Genomic DNA, 18,855 nt, shown 5'->3' on the forward strand with positions numbered 1-18,855 from the left:
CAATATTTATTGACAACATTATTACATATTTATTCGACCATAACTGACTATAAATAAAAGATGTAATCATTTGTCTAAATAAGCTGAGTAAAAAAAACAAAGAAAAAAATAAAATAAACTTTTATTTTTTATTATATTCTATAGAATATACATCTATATAAAGATCTTATTCTATTAATATCAAAACTAAAGATCTTATTGTGAAACTAAAATTAATTACCACTTTGTTTATAAAATGAATTGCCTCATTTTAGGTGTTTTAAAATAAAAAATGCATAGAAAACTATCTAAATGCTGTTTGCTCTGCAATAAAAAATCTGAAAATATAAGAATACTTATTCTATAAAACTCATATTGATATTATAGTCACTATAGATAATCTGACTTTATCTCTTTTAAGTCTAAACACAATACACTAAATAATACTATTAAATATATTTTCACTATAAACATAGCATTATAAATATTAAATATCCCAAGAATCTATAAGATTCTTAAATTATCTTGATATTTTATATTTATATTAAAACAATTTTTATATCCTCACTATAAATAATTTTCCTTTAATAATTTACATAAACTCAAATCCATTAGCAGTATAAAAATCTATTATAAATCATTAAATTATACAACTTTACCCATTGTCATGCATTAAAAACTTTACAGATCCATTAACATATTTATTAGGATTCAGCCTAATTATATAGACTAAACGTAAGATTATTGATATACTTATTTTTAATAAAATAAGTATATATAAATAGAAAAATATTTATATACATTTAAATTATCTTATTAGATTTACTATTAATACTACTTATAATAAATACTAAAAGATATTGTATCTTAATCTATATTATAAATAATTAGATATACCGTACATTCTATCTATATAAATAGACTTTTAAGCTATTAAAATACCATAAATATTCTATAGAAATAGAATTAGCTCTAATATCGCTCCGTCTATTTCAGACAATAGATTAACAATCATACCAACACAATAAGTATTATATACTATTGAGTACCAATTATGATAATTATTACTGATACTGCCCAAGTGCATTTTTCACAACTCTTATCTAAGAAAAAACACGGAACCCAAATTCGTATATTTGTTATTAATCCAGGTACACTAACTGCTGAATGCGGTGTCTCATATTGTCCTCCTGAAACAATATCAGAAACCGATACTCAATTAACATTTCCTAAATTCTCAGCATTTATTGATGAGAGTAGTCTCCCATATCTTCAAGATGCTGAAATTGATTTTGTTACTGATTCACTTGTCTCTCAACTAACACTCAAAGCACCTAATGCTAAAAAACCTAAAATTAATCCTGAATCTCCACTGATTGATCAAATAAAATATTTCTTACAAACAAAAATTAACCCAAAACTAGCGAATCATGGAGGAGGGGTTTCAGTAATAAAAATAACCGATGAAGGATATGTGGTTCTAAAATTTAGAGGAGGTTGTAACGGTTGCTCCATGGCTAACTTTACCATGAAAGAAGGTATTGAAAGAGAATTAATTACGCAATTTCCAGAATTAAAAGGAGCTCATGATATGACTGACCATGAACATGGAGACCATTCATTTTACTAATGATAAAACCTAAATTCACTACTAACAGTGAAAATGATTTTGGTAAATTAAAACCAACCTAGAAGAAACGCAAGATTCAAATTGATTAAATCATTAAAATAAACTTATTAGTCTTAGTATCAATGATAATCATGTACTAAATTTACGAATTGATTAATGCTATTTAGCATGATAAATAATTTTACATTTCTATATGGACAGGAATTTTGTACATTGAAATATTTTGATTAAATTCTATGCACTTTTTATCAAGTACGTAGCGTATAATATCAAATATACTCAATTTAGCAATTAAACAACACGTATAAAATCTATATGATGTATTTTTGGTTTAAATGGATGACGCTGCATTGCCTTCACTTTAACCTTAGTTTCTACACCATCAATGACTAGAGAGAGAACATCTGTGTAAAATCTAGTTTCTAACTGAAGATTTATGACAGATTTCTGAACTATTTCAATAGCAGATGAAACTATGTTACCACCATAAACAATGGCAGGAAATTTATTAGATGTACGTAGTCGGCGACTCGAACTCTTGCCACACTTCTCACGGATTGAAGCATGAATAATGAGCATATTACGTCCTTTTAATTTCAAATATCCTCTTTCACACCTTTAGAATAAAAGTCTGATTGATAAAATCTATAGATTATAAAATTAGATAACAGTACACTACTGAATTAATGAAGTAAGCAATGTTATAATGATATTACTAAACACAGAACTATTTAACTCTTAAATAAAAAATAAATACTTTAAATCTACAAATTCCTGTCCATATAGAAATGTAAAATTATTTATCATGCTAAATAGCATTAATCAATTCGTAAATTTAGTACATGATTATCATTGATACTAAGACTAATAAGTTTATTTTAATAAAATTACTCATATAAAAATCAAATTAATAATACTATTATTACATAGCACTAATAAATAAAAAAATATTAATTAATATAATTAAAAATACTTAATAATATTTTCAAATAAAGAAGTTACAAATAAGAAGAACAGCCTTTCTATTTTTTCTTAATACATATCTAATTATAAATATTCTTCATTTCAACATTTTGCTATTTTTGTAACTCATCTTTATGTTCTTATTAACATTTAATTAAGAAAATCTATTAAGATATGTAAAATATTTATATTAAGAATTAAAATTCTTAACATAACCTATGTCTTCTAATTAAGATAATTATCAATAACCAGATTTTATCAAAAATAAATTAATGGTTATATTGTATAAAAATTAGATCATAATAAAATTATAGACTATGTCTAATATGTTAGACAATATCTAACATATGGTGCCCGAACTTGGAATCGAACCAAGGACACAGGGATTTTCAGTCCCCTGCTCTACCAACTGAGCTATCCGGGCAAAAGATTTTGATAACATATAAATAAAAAGTTATCTATATATATGTATATAGATACACATATCATATGATATCATATATATATTACTGATCATACACAATTACTAAAAATATTATAATGTAATTTACACTTAAAATACTCTATAATATGGCATGGATATACTACCTACCTCCACTTCATAGAAGTACGTAAACTATCTAAAAACACCAACAATCATATATATCTTCTGGTATATCATTTATCGTTATCTCAATGAGATATTATCCTTAATAAAATCCCTAAACACTATATTCCATATTATGACATAAATTTAATAACACAATTTCTACTTTACAATAAAACCTCTTTGTAGATACAAATAAAGATATCTAATAGCTATCTAGATCTTACATAAGCAATTTATTATCAATATTTTAAATATTCCTTATTTAGAAGAACTATTCTAATTAGAAAAATAAAAGAAAAATTTTATTTTCTTTTAATATAATTAAATAAAAAAATTAAAAATACATTCTAACAATAGATCAAGTATAATAAGAATTAAAAATTCATTAAAGTTTGATTAACAATATCAACAATAACACATATAAATATATATTTCCATATTTACATCTTATGATAAAGAATATTTTATTCACTCTGCCTTCATAATAAGACAGAGATAAGATACCGATATTTTAATCACTAAAATTATATTTTTATCTATATTAGTAAACGAATAGATCGATAATATCTCATATACTCATTATTAATGAGTCCGTTATTCATATGAACTATAATCCAAAGATATATAGATCAATTAAATTTCCCGTCAAGACAGATTCTTCTCTTCTTTAGTGAGAATTACTGCTACACTAAATTTTAAAAAAGCCTTTTAAAAATATCAAAATAAAAAATAAAAACACTAAAATAATCTTGGTTATTATTAAGAAATTATAACATGATATTAATATAACTATAGAATCAATAATCTATAAAAATAACTATATTTTAAATAAAGTAATCTAAAAATGAAATAAAAAATCCTATATTTCTTCTAACATTAGGTTAGAATTTCACTCGCTATAATCACTACGAAATAAAAAATTTTTTAAATCATTAATCCAATGAAATACTTATATATTATTTAAAATTTATAAAAAATATATTAAAAATAAAACATCACCTACTCAATACATAAATTAGATGTCATATTTTAATATGATCTAAACATGGTACCCGGAGCGGGACTTGAACCCGCACAGCCCTAAGCCGAGGGATTTTAAATCCCTTGTGTCTACCAATTTCACCACCCGGGCTTACAATTAAATAGTGGAGGCGCGTCCCGGAATCGAACCGAGGTAGACGGATTTGCAATCCGTAGCATAACCACTCTGCCAACGCGCCTTTGTTCTCACTAATATCATTAACTTATAAATCTAAAACTCTATAATAATTCAATATCAATATTGATAACAAGTAAAATAAAATAAAAAAACTACAATAATATAAGTTGTATTAACCAACTTACATTCATATTTTGAATACTGTTAAATATCTTAATTCAATGATAAAAAGATAAATTATTTAATTTAAAATATTAAACTAAAATGAAAAAGAAAGTCAATATAATTTTCTATAAAAACAGATTTTTCTTCATCCTCATCATGTTAATTAACGCTAACATAAATTACTACGTGCAGAATTTAAATATTGAAACATTGACCAAACTGTTAACATTGTGGAAATATACAATGCTACTACACCTACCCTTTCAACCATACCATCAGGACGCCAAAGTAATGCAAATAATGCTAACATTTGTGTAGTAGTTTTTACTTTTCCTATCCATGAAACTGACACACTATTACTTTTCCCTCGCCCTGCCATCCACTCACGCAAAGCAGAAACAATAATTTCCCTCGCAATTATTAATAACGCTGGTAGCGTAATTAACCAAGTATGAAAATACTCAACAATTAATACTAATGCAATTGTGACAATAACTTTGTCCGCTACTGGATCAAGAAAAGCACCAAATCGAGTAGTTTGTTTCCAGCGGCGAGCTAAAAAACCATCGAACCAGTCAGTGATGGATGCACAAATGAATATAAATGCACATCCTAAGGGAGCCCACTGAAATGGTAAATAAAAAATAAATACAAAAAATGGAATAAGACCTATTCGACACAAAGTAAGTAAGATTGGGATATTCAATGGCATAATTGCGATAACTGTGCTAACTGTGCTAACTGTGCTAACTGTTCTTGATAAAGCAAATTATTCTCAGACTAATGTAACAGGTATATACGATGATATTATATGACAAGCGTGCTCTATCAAGCCCTACGCTCATATCTTAAATACAATTAAAACTTTACCTATAACCATATCTATAACAACCTCTACTGTACACATAAAGTACCGTTTTTGTTTTATTAACCATAGAGAAAATATGTTCATAAGATACCAGTTAAATTAAACTTAAATTCCTTTATTAGAAAAAGAAAATAGATCTTATAATAGACATAATTATCATTAGCTATTTCAATTTATTTTTACTTAGAATGCTAATAAATCTAATCTTGATATCCAGAACACTGATATATGGTTTATGGAACATAAATTTATATCTTGATTAATCACATAAAATTAATAATACTCAATCATATTATCTATAAAGATATACATAATATATGATTTATCATAATTCTCTAGTGTTTCCACTCATAACATTTTAACAAAAAGCAATTTTTTCTATAATAGTCTTGTAACTAAGATCCAATGTGTGATAAATATCATGTCATTTTGTGTAAGAATATAGCTAGATATCATGTTACTAGCACAACATAAAATAAATAAAAAAATATAATTATTATAATCCTAAATAAAGTGATACCTACAAATATATAAAAAATAACCAATCTTATATATACTACTCTTACTAAAATTAAGAGTATTCATTATATTAATGAATAACTAGTTCTTAATATTAAAAAACCTATATCATAATCAATACAATTTTACTTTTAAGCTAGATACTTATCTAATAAGTAAAAAAATTAGATTGATATCATCATCATAACCATCATATCTAATGACTCATTAACTAATATACTTTAAATATTATCTTTAAAAATTAATCTAAATATAATATTATCTTACCTTTAAATAAATGAGCCATTATGCTATCTATCAGTATCTTAAACTGAATTAATATAAAATTTTATATATTAAACTAGAATATCAACATAACAGAAGAATCTACTAGAAAATTCTATGAAGGATTCACTTTTATTCCATGCTTGATAAAATCAATAAACTATCCAATATTTAATATATAAGTTAACTCATATAATTCTATCATGATGAGATCATAATAATATACCTAAGATATCTTATAGTTCAGCGGTGTGATATAAAAATTATTTTAATAATAACCATTTAGTCTTTTAATAAACAATCTTTCATGTACACTATTATAGGAACGTTTTAATTAAATTAACTTTGAACTTAAATCACGCTGAATATGTTTTAGCTACTTATTAATCACATCTATACCAGTTAAATCTGTTATTAGATAGCACCATGATACCTAATCAAGTTAGATTAGATCTTTCTCATGATTTTTATCAAAAGTATATAAAAGTATTATTCTATAAATTTTCTCATCTTATACTACAATTAGTATCTTTAATGTTCAGTGATAAAATAAAAGATTATTGAAAAATTCATATAGCAAAAAATAAAATAGAGTGATTTAACTTTAAATCTCCTTAATTACCTATAGATATTTCCTAATATTATAAAATAATATTTTATCATGTCATCCTAATAAATAACATCATTAAACTACACTAGACTGTCAAAAATAAAAAACTGGACAATACAAGATATGTATAGATTGGTATCACTACAATATGAAAAACTTCTCTGATGCAAACATAAATACCGAAACCTATGAGAATAAGACAATTATTTTAATAAAATACAATTAAATCATGATCGCATCACGTTCCTTATGCCTCTCTTGAATTATAGAGACTATTCTTTTTAGATCAATATCTTCTGGCACTCCATTATTCACTAACCAATTTAATAAATCTGGATCATCACTCTGTAATAAACGAATAAATATCTGCTGATCAAGTTTACTTAAAGAATCAAACTCATAATGGAAAAAAGGTATGATCAATAAATCAAGTTCTCGCATACCACGATGACATGACCAATAAATTCGTGATTTATTGTTAACATCCATATAATATATTCTCGATTACCTAACCATTATACCATAGAATGAATGCGGAAAATATTCTTTACAAATATAACAAAATCATAAAATAATTTGATAGATTTTATCAATTCTATAATAGTCCGATTCTAGATTCAGAAGTAAGTATCTGTATTTTCTAATATTTAAAAATTTAATAAACCTACTCAAACATAATAATTTTATCACATACAACTATATGTATCTTAAATACTTAATTTATATGGATTGTATACTTATTATATATCAAAATAAGGTCTATATAACTTTACTTATATGATAATTATTTTTCAATCACATCACATAGTCTATGACTTCTTTAAATTAGATAGACACAATCTATATATCATCAGAGTAATACTGATTCAAATTAGTTATAAAAAATCATATCATTTCCGGAGAAAATAATAGATGCCGATAGTAAGCTCAGAAGCCAAGCTCATACATCAAGCGTTAGTAGCACTCGGACTTGAAGCTCCATTACAAGAATCAAGTTCTAACATAAATCATCATACTCGTAAGGAATTGATTACGCATTATGTAACTAAAATTCTAGAAGCAATGAGACTTGATACACAAAATAATAGCCTCATGGATACACCTAAACGTATAGCTAACATGTATATGGATGAAGTCTTTTCCGGTCTAAATTATTCCAACTTTCCCAAAATTACATTAATTAAAAACAATATCAACATGGATGAAATAGTCACAACACGTAATATTGCATTCACTAGTATCTGTGAACATCATTTTATGATCATTGATGGCCACGCTACTGTATCCTACATTCCAAAAGATACCGTCATTGGTCTATCTAAGATTAATCGTATTGTGCATTTTTTTTCCTCTCGACCTCAACTACAAGAGAGATTAATTCAGCAAATCATGGTTGCATTACAAATACTTCTAAACACCTGTAATGTAGCTGTATCAATTCAAGCAATACATTATTGTGTTAAAGCACGCGGTATTCGTGATAAGACCAGCGTAACTACAACAACTTCTTTAGGAGGTTTATTCAAATCTAATCAGCAAACTCGACAAGAATTCCTACAATTAGCATATCATAATTAATAAAAATGAGATCACCAAAAAACTGACACATAACCAAAAACTTAATCATTAAAAATATTTCAACATAAGAATTATAATAAGATTCTTATAAAATCTTTACTGTAATTTGAACTACAAAATAATATTAGATATTGTGTTTATAGTATTACATCTGCTATATATGATATAATTAAATTACTCATTACAATTACTACTTTTATATAAAAAGTACAACTTATTAAAATAATAAACTCATCTAGATTTTAATAAAAGTGATCACTCCTATTTCTATAATATAAACAAAATAAATTATAGCTCTAGTATTATAGAGAAATAGCTTTATTTTCGAATACATATCTAATTCTATTAGACAACATTAGGTGTATATTAAACACCCCATCAACCAACCATGTAATAAATAATCATAACATTAGAACATTTTAACAAGTTTATTACATATAAACATCATAAAATAATCAATATGACTATATCTTGTGATATATAAATACAATCTACATTAATTTAGGTAGTAATCAGAATGTCTGTAGACAACCAACTAACTAAATCTATGAACTTTAATCAGTATAATTAATTCAAATTCATATCAGTATATCATATAGATCTACGATCTATCATTATTAAATCATGCTCTAGTATAGAAAAGAGAGATGAATACTGATAAAATAAAAAAATTCAAAACATAATAAATCTACAATAAATTCATTAATTTAGAATAGTAAAGACTCTGGTCACATGTTTTACACCATGTACATGTTTTGCAATATTTTCTAATATATTTGCTTCCTCATTAGTAACTAAACCTAGTAGAAATACCTCACCAGATTCAGTATGAACCTTTACATGTGAAAATTTAACCCTTTTATTACTAAAAAACTGTGATCGCACTTTAGTACTAATCCAAGAATCAAATGAATTAGTATCTAAACTTATCTTTTTTATACGAATTTCATTATACACTCCATTAATGCCTTTAACACCCATAGCAATCTCCTTTGCATGCTGTCTTAGCTGTTTATCAACAACTTGACCAGTGAGAAGAACCTTTCCCTGATAAGCAGTGGCCACAATATGTGTCATTTTTTGCATTTGTTTATCTTTATATAACGCCCTAGTTACCCTGTACTCCAAAGTTTCATCATCTACTTGAGCTCCAATAGTACGTGGATCATTAATAACTTGAGCTGCTACTGCAGTACTCGCAACCAATGCAGCTACACACCCTTGTAGCATGCACATATTACACATTAATATAAAAAAAAATAGCACCATCATGTACACTCCTTTACAATAGGTTCTAGAAAGAAAACTACTTATCTATTGAGAATAATTTAACAATAAAACTCACTGTCTTAACTTTCAACCTTACATTTTACAAAAATAAAAACTTTAGTTCTATCTCAACAAACCAACCAAGACAGATTCATAGTCATTATTAATAAAGAAAAAGTTCCACATATCATTTGGATAAAAATATAGAGAAGATCTAAGAGTATTATGAAAATATACTGGTATGTTAAAATCAATGGTAGAATATCTTTTCCTAAAAAATAATAAGAATTCTTAATAGATTCAGATAACGGTAAAGAGTAATATCAGTGATTAATATGACCTTTTGGATTAATAAATTAATTTCAATCCATCTAATCATATTAGCTATAGTATTTTATTATTAATATAAAACATTTGATTGCTTGTACTTACAATTTGAAATACATAAAAAGACGAAAAAATAACCAAAACAATCATAACATGATGAATAATAAAAATATTCCCTAGTACTCTTTAGATATATACATCTATAATCAAAATATGTTATTTTGAGTAAATTATTATCATCGAACTGTACCAAACCATTTTATTATATACCAATGTATCAAAAACTTATTATACTGATATGAATTAATTGTTATTTTTTTAAACGTAATAAGAGTACAATATTAGTATCCTTTTATTAAAAAATATCATACTTTGATATTATAATCAGAAATGAATCTGTTTAAAAAATAAAATACCTTCAGCGAAATAACATCCAATTAATAGAAAACACTAAAATAAAAATAACATATTAATATCATACAGAATTAATTAATATAACAGAACTTAGTACACATCGTCTTATTGACCCTTTTATTTATTTCATTATTAATGCAAACAACTTAATAAAAAATATAATTTAATCATTATATAATCTAAACACTCATTATGCATGACCCCCTCTTGTAATACTCCTAAACACACATTCAAATCCCCTCTAAGTTCTTATTTGATCAGATCCTTTAAACAATCATGTATGTATAGCACAATTAAATACCCTGATATCAAAATACATAAAGTTATGTTCAACATTAAAGTTAGTAAGCTTGTTCAACAATTTTTTAAATTACTTATAAAAACCCACTCACTTTAGATAAATATAACTAGTAAAAGAAAATTATTCCTAAAACGTTATTAAAATACTAAAAAATTTCTATTATCTTTTATCTAAAGTCAATTACAGCTCTAACCTGCCTAGTTAGAATCAATATTATTCATCATTTTATAGTAATCAATCATCCCAAGGACCACATAGTATCAATATACTTACCATTTGCATCCAACTATAATAAATAGGATCTATTATGATTAATAACCTAATCAAGATATTACACCATTTATCATTATATAGATCTTCATAAACTCAATTTCATAGAGACTGATAAAATTATTACTTATCTTATATAATTCAGAACAAACGTTTTATAACTTGTTGCATCTCTTATTGATAAATTAACTAAAAATCCTCTTTAGTCGCTATTCATGTACACCCTAAAATAAATATCTACCATTACGTAATCTAAAATTAATCCAATTGTTTAGACTAAAGGCATCTATATATTAAAAAATCTAATTACGATCCAATAAATAAAATATAACAAAACTATATTCTTTTAATATTCCGTGTCTCATATCCAGTCTAAATTTTCCAATAAAAAATAACAATGGTCCATAAGAAATCAATCTTCTACTAGAAGAAGATTGATTTCTTTACTATTCAAGCCATTTAATGCAAATAAAAAATCATGCTCACTATAAAATGACCATATATATCAAAAAACTCATTTGGAAAACAAAAAAGAAAAAATATTCTATCTATTTTTTAGAAAATCTAAATTTACTTATAATATATACACTATGTAATCTTATAGGTCATTTTCACCATGAAAATACAAATAAGACAAATCATTATAAATATTTACTATTCAGTTTAAATAGTACATTGCAATAACAAATTTTATGAAACTAAATGAATTACTATTCATTAATATTCTCACATAACTATAATGAAAACTATCAATATCTATAAAATCCGTCGAAGAAGTCGATCTATCTGCATACGGCGAACTCCAAGAATTAATCTTCGTACTTTATCTGGATAATCAGAAATACATTCTAAATCACTAGCTTGATATACACATACAGTATTTTTACGAATTATATTTAACTCGCGACAACGTTGATTTGCAAGTTGTTGTAACGGATCATGAATTAATATTGCGTTTTCTAAATCTAAAGACCATGCACGTGGGTTAAAATTATTACCAGTAATCATCATCCATGTTTCATCCACCCAGAGCCCCTTAAAGTGATAGCTATTATTACCATCTTTCCAAAGACGTACTGTTAATTGCCCTCTATAAATATAATATTGCAAACGACTTAAAAATCGACGCAAATTTACCTCATATAAATAAGGTAAGATGCCGATAATCTGAAATGGTTGATTGTCTGGAACATAGAAATCATTCGCAGTTTTATCTCCAACAATAATCTCGATTTTCTTACCATGACGTAAAATATAGATGATGCTTCGTACTAAAATATCCGGAAGATTAAAATAAGGAGTACACATAACAAGATGACTTTCAGCAGAAACAATAAGATAATAGATAGTTTTATTCAATAAACTCCGCTTCCCTAACCCAAGCAATGGAGTAACCGATAACTTATCACTAGTCGCGGTATTGATATGCTGATAATGACATTTTTTTAAATCCTGGCGAAATTTTTTTATTGCATGTTTAATCTGTGCACTACGAGGACGATAGTGTTGGTCTAATCGCTGCGTAGCTTTAGATTTTAATAAATTAGTATCTATCCAATTAAACATTGTATTAGCTAATAATCGATTATCAATAATTTGATAACGATCATGTCGGTATTGATTATTCTGATGTAAATAAATATTATTAAAATTTGCACCAGTATATAAAACAGTATCATCAATAACCGATCCTTTCAAATGCAAGACACCAAGTGCTTCTCGGGTATTAACAGGGACACCATAAATAGGGATAGAGATATTAGGATGTTCACTAGCTATTTCATAATACCAATCAGCATTAGTAAAACTAGAAGAACTGCCAATACGACATCGCTGAGCTCGATGCCAATCAACTACTACACTAACATCTAAATGAGGTTTTTGTTTTTTTGCTTTATACAGTGCAGAAAAAATAGACTGACCACTTTCATCATTCTCTAAATACAGGGCTACGATACAAATTCGTCTAGTAGACTGACGAATTCTGTCTAATAAAGCATAACGAAAGTCAACCGGTGAAAATAATGTAGTAAAATCCATTACAGACTGCGAAATTTTTGGCAGCCTAGCAAAATGCTCTTGACACTTATTTCGTTTTAATTTAAACAGAATCACAAAACATTTTTCCTAGTTAGATGATACTTTAAATATAGTAACTTATGGACCTAAATACAAATAATAGAATTAGTTCTTCTTTTTATTGACAAGCGTTCATCATCCTTTATTAGACCAAAAAATACACTATTCCTGACAATTAAATAAAATAATAAGGATAACTATTCAACCGTTATTGAATACTTATGCAATCATAAATATGTTTTATAAAATCTTGTATTCTATTTTTCCAAAACAATCTGAACGTTTTAAACTAATAGATCTTGAAAATATTACAATGTAATAGTAATCAGTTTTCCTAAAAAACCCCTGAAAATAATAAATTATTATTAAATCTAAACAATCAGATCATATTTTCAAATATTTTAATCTTTAAAAGATAAGAGATATATTTATTTACATAAATTATCAATATTAATTATTAAAATAAACCTTTCATCTATTTGATTCATATTGATTAAAATCTAATAAAAATAACCATTAACTATATACAATATACTCCATATAATATTCTCTATATTTTTTATCTAAACATTTTAATTAGATAATTTATTCAAAAATACATCAACTATAGTAAAAACAAATTATTAATCTATGTAAAGATGATAGTAAATACGATTAGATCATACTAACGAGTATCTACCAATAACATCAACTAGAGTCTTAATTCATATCTATAAACAACTTAATGATTTACGACCTCTTAATATTCTACTGAATTATAACATTCACACACTCTATATAATAAGCAGATGTATTAAAAATATAGATAATACTGTTAAGAAGAACAGCTCTTATCCTTACCCTTAAATCTCTCTCAAAAATCAATTTTTTCAACTATACTATAATATCTCAGACAGATTAACTATCTAATTAACTCATATTAAAATTATTTTAAATAATGTATAACCAATGGTTATTGTAAAGATAAGAATAAACTTCTCATCCATATCTAATATTTTTTTAAAAATCTAAATAAAACATTAATATAGAATTTAGTTCATTCATCAATGTTCAAATAACTGACTGAGTCTTCTGCCATGTAATTTATTACAATAAAAAGACTGAATCATACAAACAATCGATTATTCACTAATATTATTGTTTCATAAAACTAGATATTTAAATAAATATAATAATGTAATCTGACAATATTCTTAAATTACTTAATTTAAATAAACCTAAAAAAATAAAATTGAATCTATCTATTTAATCTTATTAAAATAATAAACATCATTAATTGCACAATATATTATTTATAGTAAACATACTTAGACCATTAATTATTTCACTATAAATTAAAATGAGCATACAATCATACTAATACCATATCTCTAAAAAATATAGAATCTTATCATGAATTCGTATACCTTCCAAGACGACAATAATCTATATCATTCTTCAAATAATGCATTATCTTTACACTAGAGGTACATGTGATCCCAGACCTATCACAAGCTTTATCTTGGCTAGATACTCATCCTCATGCATTCCAAGGAATTAGTCGAGGAATTGAACGAGAGACTCTACGCATTAGACCTAATGGATTCCTTGCAAATACCAATCATCCAGCAATCCTTGGCTCTCCTTTAACACATAAATGGATCACTACAGATTTTGCAGAAGCATTATTAGAGTTCATTACACCAGTTGATCAAGATATTAATCATTTACTTAAATTTTTACGTGATATTCATCGTTATGTTGCTAGACAACTAAATAACGAAATGATGTGGCCAATGAGCATGCCATGCCGAATATGTCCTAATTCAAATATACAACTTGCACAATACGGATCATCACACATTGGTCGAATGAAAACCAAATATCGACAGGGACTTAAAAATCGATATGGAGCATTAATACAAATTATTGCAGGGATACATTATAATTTTTCATTACCTACATCTTTCTGGTGCTTATGGAACAACATAAATAAAATAAAAAATGGAAAAGAAACCATCTCCACTGGTTACTTACATATGATACGTAATTACTATAGATTAGGATGGGTAATTCCTTATCTATTTGGTGCTTCACCAGCGATACCAACTTATTTAATTAAAGATAAAAATATTAAGTTACCATTTGAATCTAACCATCCAGACATGCTGTCACTGCCATATTCAACCTCACTACGTATTAGTGATATTGGCTATACGAATCGAACCGAAAGAAAACTATCTATTAAATTTAACAGCCTTCAAAGCTATATTTCTAGTCTAAAAACCGCAACAAAAACGCCTTCAGAAGAATTTATGGCAATGGGAATCAGAGATAAACAAGGTAACTTTCTACAACTAAATACCAATATACTGCAAATTGAAAACGAATTATATATACCAATACGTCCTAAATGCATGACAAAACTAAATGAGATTTCATCTGACGCTCTGAAGAATAGAGGAATTGAATATGTTGAAGTACGCTCATTAGATATCAACCCATTCTCATCAATTGGAATTACATCTGAGCAAATACGTTTTCTTGATCTCTTTCTTATTTGGTGCGCAATGGCAGACTCTCCAAAACTAGATGACACTGAATTAGTTTATACACGTAAAAACTGGAATTCAGTAATTACTGAAGGACGTAAGATTGGACAAAAAGTAAATATAGGTCATGACAACAAGCAATTCCTAATTCGTAAAGTAGGGATAAGACTACTTAAAGACCTAACTATAATCGCAAAAGTTCTAGACAATCCTAATTCTAAACCTCTTTACCTAGAAGTATGTAAAAATCTAAAAAAATCATTTGATAATCCAGATTTAACTTATTCTGCTCGTTTTCTTAATATTTTAAAAGAAAAAGGTCTAGAAAAAACTGGGTTAGACCTAGCTGAAAAATATCACTCTCAATTTTTAAAAGAAAAACTAGAGGTTATAGAAATCCATAAATTCAATGAAGAAGCCAAACGATCTAGCATGAGTCAAAGACAACTAGAACATGATAGTTCAGAATCAAGTTCGTTATCACAATCTCATACTAATTAGGTATGATAAAAAATAAATATTTTACAACTTTCTAACAATAATGAAACCTAAAATGACATAGTTCCTCCAAAGAGGATACAGTGTATATTCACAAGGAATACGCTAACAGAATAGAAAAATAAAAAAACCAGTTTTACATAAATGTAAGTAGAAATTGCATGCACGCAATCTTTACACTAAATTAGAAAATAAAATCTTATATAAAAAGAAAGTTGTATCTTAAAAATATATAAATAATCTATTTAAGTTAAATGTAAAAAACATTATAATTTATAATATACTCCAAAATATTGACATAGAACTTTAATCAAAAAATATACTTTAAATAACAGATTACCCTTATTATATGCAATAAATATATAATGATATTACATATTATATAAATATGATGTCTATATTTTTATTCTAATAATAACTAGAGAATATAACAACTAGATTTATATTACTATTCTTTTAAAAAAGACAATAATCTATCTATACCTATACTAATAGGATGGGTTTATAACTAGAAACTATATCTCTTTCCTTACTAAAAGAATAGAAACATGCATTGCTATATATAAAGATCAGAAGATTATAAGAATAACTATAATATAGTAATTCAATGAAGAATAACTCTTACATAATAAAAATAAAAAATGATGGGAGAGCTAAATTAGCTATATCCCAACACATATATCATTTGTTACGGCTGCTTCCTTCCAGACCTGACCGAATTATCAAATTAACATTGTAGGTACGCTAAGCAGCTCTCCCATTGATTTCTTAATCACTCTTATTATAAGAGATATTCTGCTTTATATTTCTAAAAAACGCAAGCTATTTTTAATTATATTTAACATATTTATACTAAATGATACTTTATATTCCATATAATATATCCATAAAAGATCAAGACAATTTTAATAAAAATATTATAAAATATCATATAATCTATTAATTTTTTTAAAAAACTATATCAAATGCTTAATATTTATTTTAAATAAACCTTATTACTTGATTTATTAAATCCATAATCCTATTATCTAGTCTAGAGAATAAAAATATAGATGTATACCTCAATTATTTTATTTAATTCTGAGTCAGATACTATTCATTTAATTAGTATAATATATCACATTATAAATGGTAGTGTCTACATTAAAATTATTAAATATAATATAAAATAATCATTCATACTCAATCAACTTAGATATAATATACCCCTAATGCATATTAGAAAATTGCTGAACTACACCACTCTCTAATATATTTTCCAAATTATCTATCTCTAACTGATGAATTAAAATGTACTCCATTTACTCCTATACTCCAATATAGATTTTCATAAAAATTATTTTATAAAAAATAATTATAAATAAATATTTGAACATAATAGATATAATCTATCATTAATAGAAATCAAATACTAAATAGACTATTTATAATAATTGTTATGAGATAGCTATCTCTACTTCATTATAATCGAAATGTCTCTAATCACTTATATCTGTCTATATAGACATGTAAATTGTTTCTACAATCAATATCTTTGTATTATATATAATTATAACACATCATACAGATAATGAATCTTGAAAAAAATCAAAATCCTAGTAAACAAAGAAGTATCAAGATATGGTTAATTATCTTTCAACCTAGTTATTTTTCTATAATACAAGACTATATTCTATATTTCTAATATATATATTCCATATAATTATCATTATAATCTAATCTTACAAAGCCTAAAAATTCAAATAATTATAGGAATCCTGAATATAGGATATGACAATAACATGTCTAACCCAAGATCTACAAAAATATTTTTTATCAAAATAGATAAATAATCTATTTGGATTTATGCCAGTCGAATCAAACTTAATTGATTCTATATAATCATTAATGATTAATGATTATTTCAACCACTCAAACATATACTTACAAGCATATAACAGTATTAATATACTTTTTGAATGAAAATCAAAAATCATCTATAGATCGAAAATCTAAGACATCACAAGTAATCTATACTTCAATCATTTTGATATTATTATAAATATAATCCTTATATCGCAATATAGCTTTCCTATGTACATATTAATTGCTTAATTTTAAAGAAAATACAACCATAATTTTTTACAAAGCATATAAACATTTAAATAAATTAATAGAAAATTATGATCTCTAGTATAAAAGATTATCAGAAATAATATTAATCTTATTTTATTGTCTTCCTTTTTAACAAATATTGACCAAATCTGCTTATTGAATCTGCAAATATATTTAAATATAAGTTTAAATATGATACGCAAAGTAATATCGACGAAATAAATGAAGCTAACCTACTTTTATGAATAAAGATCACATAACTCAGCACTAATATCCTCGATCCTTGATTATACAGAACTAAAACACACCTAATCCTATTAACCTAGCTTTCTTTAAAGATGCAATTTAACTTATTACATAACATGCGCCTGATTGGTTAAAAAACAGAAAGAGAAATAATACATTTCTTATCTATACCATAATCTTATTAATTATCCATTCTTTAACTAAATTAATTTCTACTATAAAACTTACTTTTCTTAAACAAAACATGCTAACTTATCATATAATTCGAATACTGAATTTAATTTTTAATGATTAAATTCAATGATCTCTAAAAGACACTAATCAGTATTCTATCCTATTCTTTACCTCTTTATCATTATTTTACTACTGATAATAAATATAAATTCTCCTATGTTAATCCATATAGCTATAAAATTAATCTCTTAGCATAAACAATCACACCAAACTCTTTATGTTAAAAAAGAGACTTTCTAACACGAATTATTACCATTCAATGGATCTA

The 18,855-nt window shown here is 25.6% G+C and carries 8 protein-coding genes, 3 tRNA genes and 1 other RNA gene; 3 read left to right on the forward strand and 9 right to left on the reverse strand.

Annotation, left to right across the window (positions count from 1 at the left end; translation table 11 throughout):
* Positions 1–1,033 precede the first annotated feature (1,033 nt).
* Positions 1,034–1,609, forward strand: coding sequence for a Fe-S biogenesis protein NfuA (gene nfuA, locus ERCIPICE3303_RS02150; protein WP_157991087.1), 576 nt, complete (start codon positions 1,034–1,036; stop codon positions 1,607–1,609).
* Positions 1,610–1,900: 291 nt separating this feature from the next.
* On the opposite strand, the gene rplY is transcribed toward nfuA, so the two are convergent.
* The 6 genes from rplY to sdhE all read right to left on the reverse strand — a co-directional run bounded on the left by rplY (position 1,901) and on the right by sdhE (position 7,235).
* On the reverse strand, positions 1,901–2,188 hold the full coding sequence (rplY, locus tag ERCIPICE3303_RS02155; protein ID WP_157991306.1) for a 50S ribosomal protein L25: 288 nt from the start codon (positions 2,186–2,188) through the stop codon (positions 1,901–1,903).
* Positions 2,189–2,920: 732 nt separating this feature from the next.
* A tRNA-Phe gene (locus ERCIPICE3303_RS02160) sits at positions 2,921–2,996 on the reverse strand.
* Between the two features lie 1,211 nt (positions 2,997–4,207).
* Positions 4,208–4,293: transfer RNA gene (locus ERCIPICE3303_RS02165), tRNA-Leu, on the reverse strand.
* A gap of 14 nt (positions 4,294–4,307) precedes the next feature.
* Positions 4,308–4,381, reverse strand: a tRNA-Cys gene (locus ERCIPICE3303_RS02170).
* A gap of 273 nt (positions 4,382–4,654) precedes the next feature.
* Positions 4,655–5,197 carry a CDP-diacylglycerol--glycerol-3-phosphate 3-phosphatidyltransferase gene (gene pgsA / locus ERCIPICE3303_RS02175; RefSeq protein WP_157991088.1) on the reverse strand — a complete coding sequence of 181 codons (543 nt, stop codon included), beginning with the start codon at positions 5,195–5,197 and terminating at the stop codon, positions 4,655–4,657.
* Positions 5,198–6,968: 1,771 nt separating this feature from the next.
* Complete coding sequence (sdhE, locus tag ERCIPICE3303_RS02180; protein WP_157991089.1) at positions 6,969–7,235, reverse strand: FAD assembly factor SdhE; 267 nt, start codon at positions 7,233–7,235, stop codon at positions 6,969–6,971.
* Between the two features lie 423 nt (positions 7,236–7,658).
* Here sdhE and folE point away from each other — a divergent pair, with 423 nt between their 5' ends.
* Entirely contained in the window at positions 7,659–8,324 is a 666-nt protein-coding gene (gene folE / locus ERCIPICE3303_RS02185) for a GTP cyclohydrolase I FolE (RefSeq protein WP_157991090.1), read from the forward strand.
* Positions 8,325–9,026: 702 nt separating this feature from the next.
* Here the strand turns inward: folE and dolP are convergent.
* Both dolP and pssA read right to left on the reverse strand, forming a co-directional pair.
* On the reverse strand, positions 9,027–9,596 hold the full coding sequence (dolP, locus tag ERCIPICE3303_RS02190; RefSeq protein WP_157991091.1) for a division/outer membrane stress-associated lipid-binding lipoprotein: 570 nt from the start codon (positions 9,594–9,596) through the stop codon (positions 9,027–9,029).
* A gap of 2,065 nt (positions 9,597–11,661) precedes the next feature.
* On the reverse strand, positions 11,662–13,017 hold the full coding sequence (gene pssA, locus ERCIPICE3303_RS02195) for a CDP-diacylglycerol--serine O-phosphatidyltransferase (RefSeq protein ID WP_157991307.1): 1,356 nt from the start codon (positions 13,015–13,017) through the stop codon (positions 11,662–11,664).
* Positions 13,018–14,456: 1,439 nt separating this feature from the next.
* On the opposite strand from pssA, the gene gshA reads away from it, so the two are divergent.
* Complete coding sequence (gene gshA, locus ERCIPICE3303_RS02200) at positions 14,457–16,016, forward strand: glutamate--cysteine ligase (protein WP_157991092.1); 1,560 nt, start codon at positions 14,457–14,459, stop codon at positions 16,014–16,016.
* Between the two features lie 650 nt (positions 16,017–16,666).
* Here the strand turns inward: gshA and ffs are convergent.
* An RNA gene (gene ffs, locus ERCIPICE3303_RS02205) (signal recognition particle sRNA small type) lies at positions 16,667–16,763 on the reverse strand.
* Positions 16,764–18,855 lie beyond the last annotated feature (2,092 nt).

The sequence above is a fragment of the Candidatus Erwinia haradaeae genome, from assembly GCF_900699015.1.
In the GTDB taxonomy this organism is placed as follows: domain Bacteria; phylum Pseudomonadota; class Gammaproteobacteria; order Enterobacterales; family Enterobacteriaceae; genus Erwinia_E; species Erwinia_E haradaeae_E.

What these genes read in the sequence shown, in the direction of transcription:
- nfuA (WP_157991087.1), top strand. Translation starts at nt 1,034, where the DNA reads ATGATAATTATTACTGATACTGCCCAAGTGCATTTTTCACAACTCTTA.
- rplY (WP_157991306.1), bottom strand. Translation starts at nt 2,188, where the DNA reads ATGCTCATTATTCATGCTTCAATCCGTGAGAAGTGTGGCAAGAGTTCG.
- pgsA (WP_157991088.1), bottom strand. Translation starts at nt 5,197, where the DNA reads ATGCCATTGAATATCCCAATCTTACTTACTTTGTGTCGAATAGGTCTT.
- sdhE (WP_157991089.1), bottom strand. Translation starts at nt 7,235, where the DNA reads ATGGATGTTAACAATAAATCACGAATTTATTGGTCATGTCATCGTGGT.
- folE (WP_157991090.1), top strand. Translation starts at nt 7,659, where the DNA reads ATGCCGATAGTAAGCTCAGAAGCCAAGCTCATACATCAAGCGTTAGTA.
- dolP (WP_157991091.1), bottom strand. Translation starts at nt 9,596, where the DNA reads ATGATGGTGCTATTTTTTTTTATATTAATGTGTAATATGTGCATGCTA.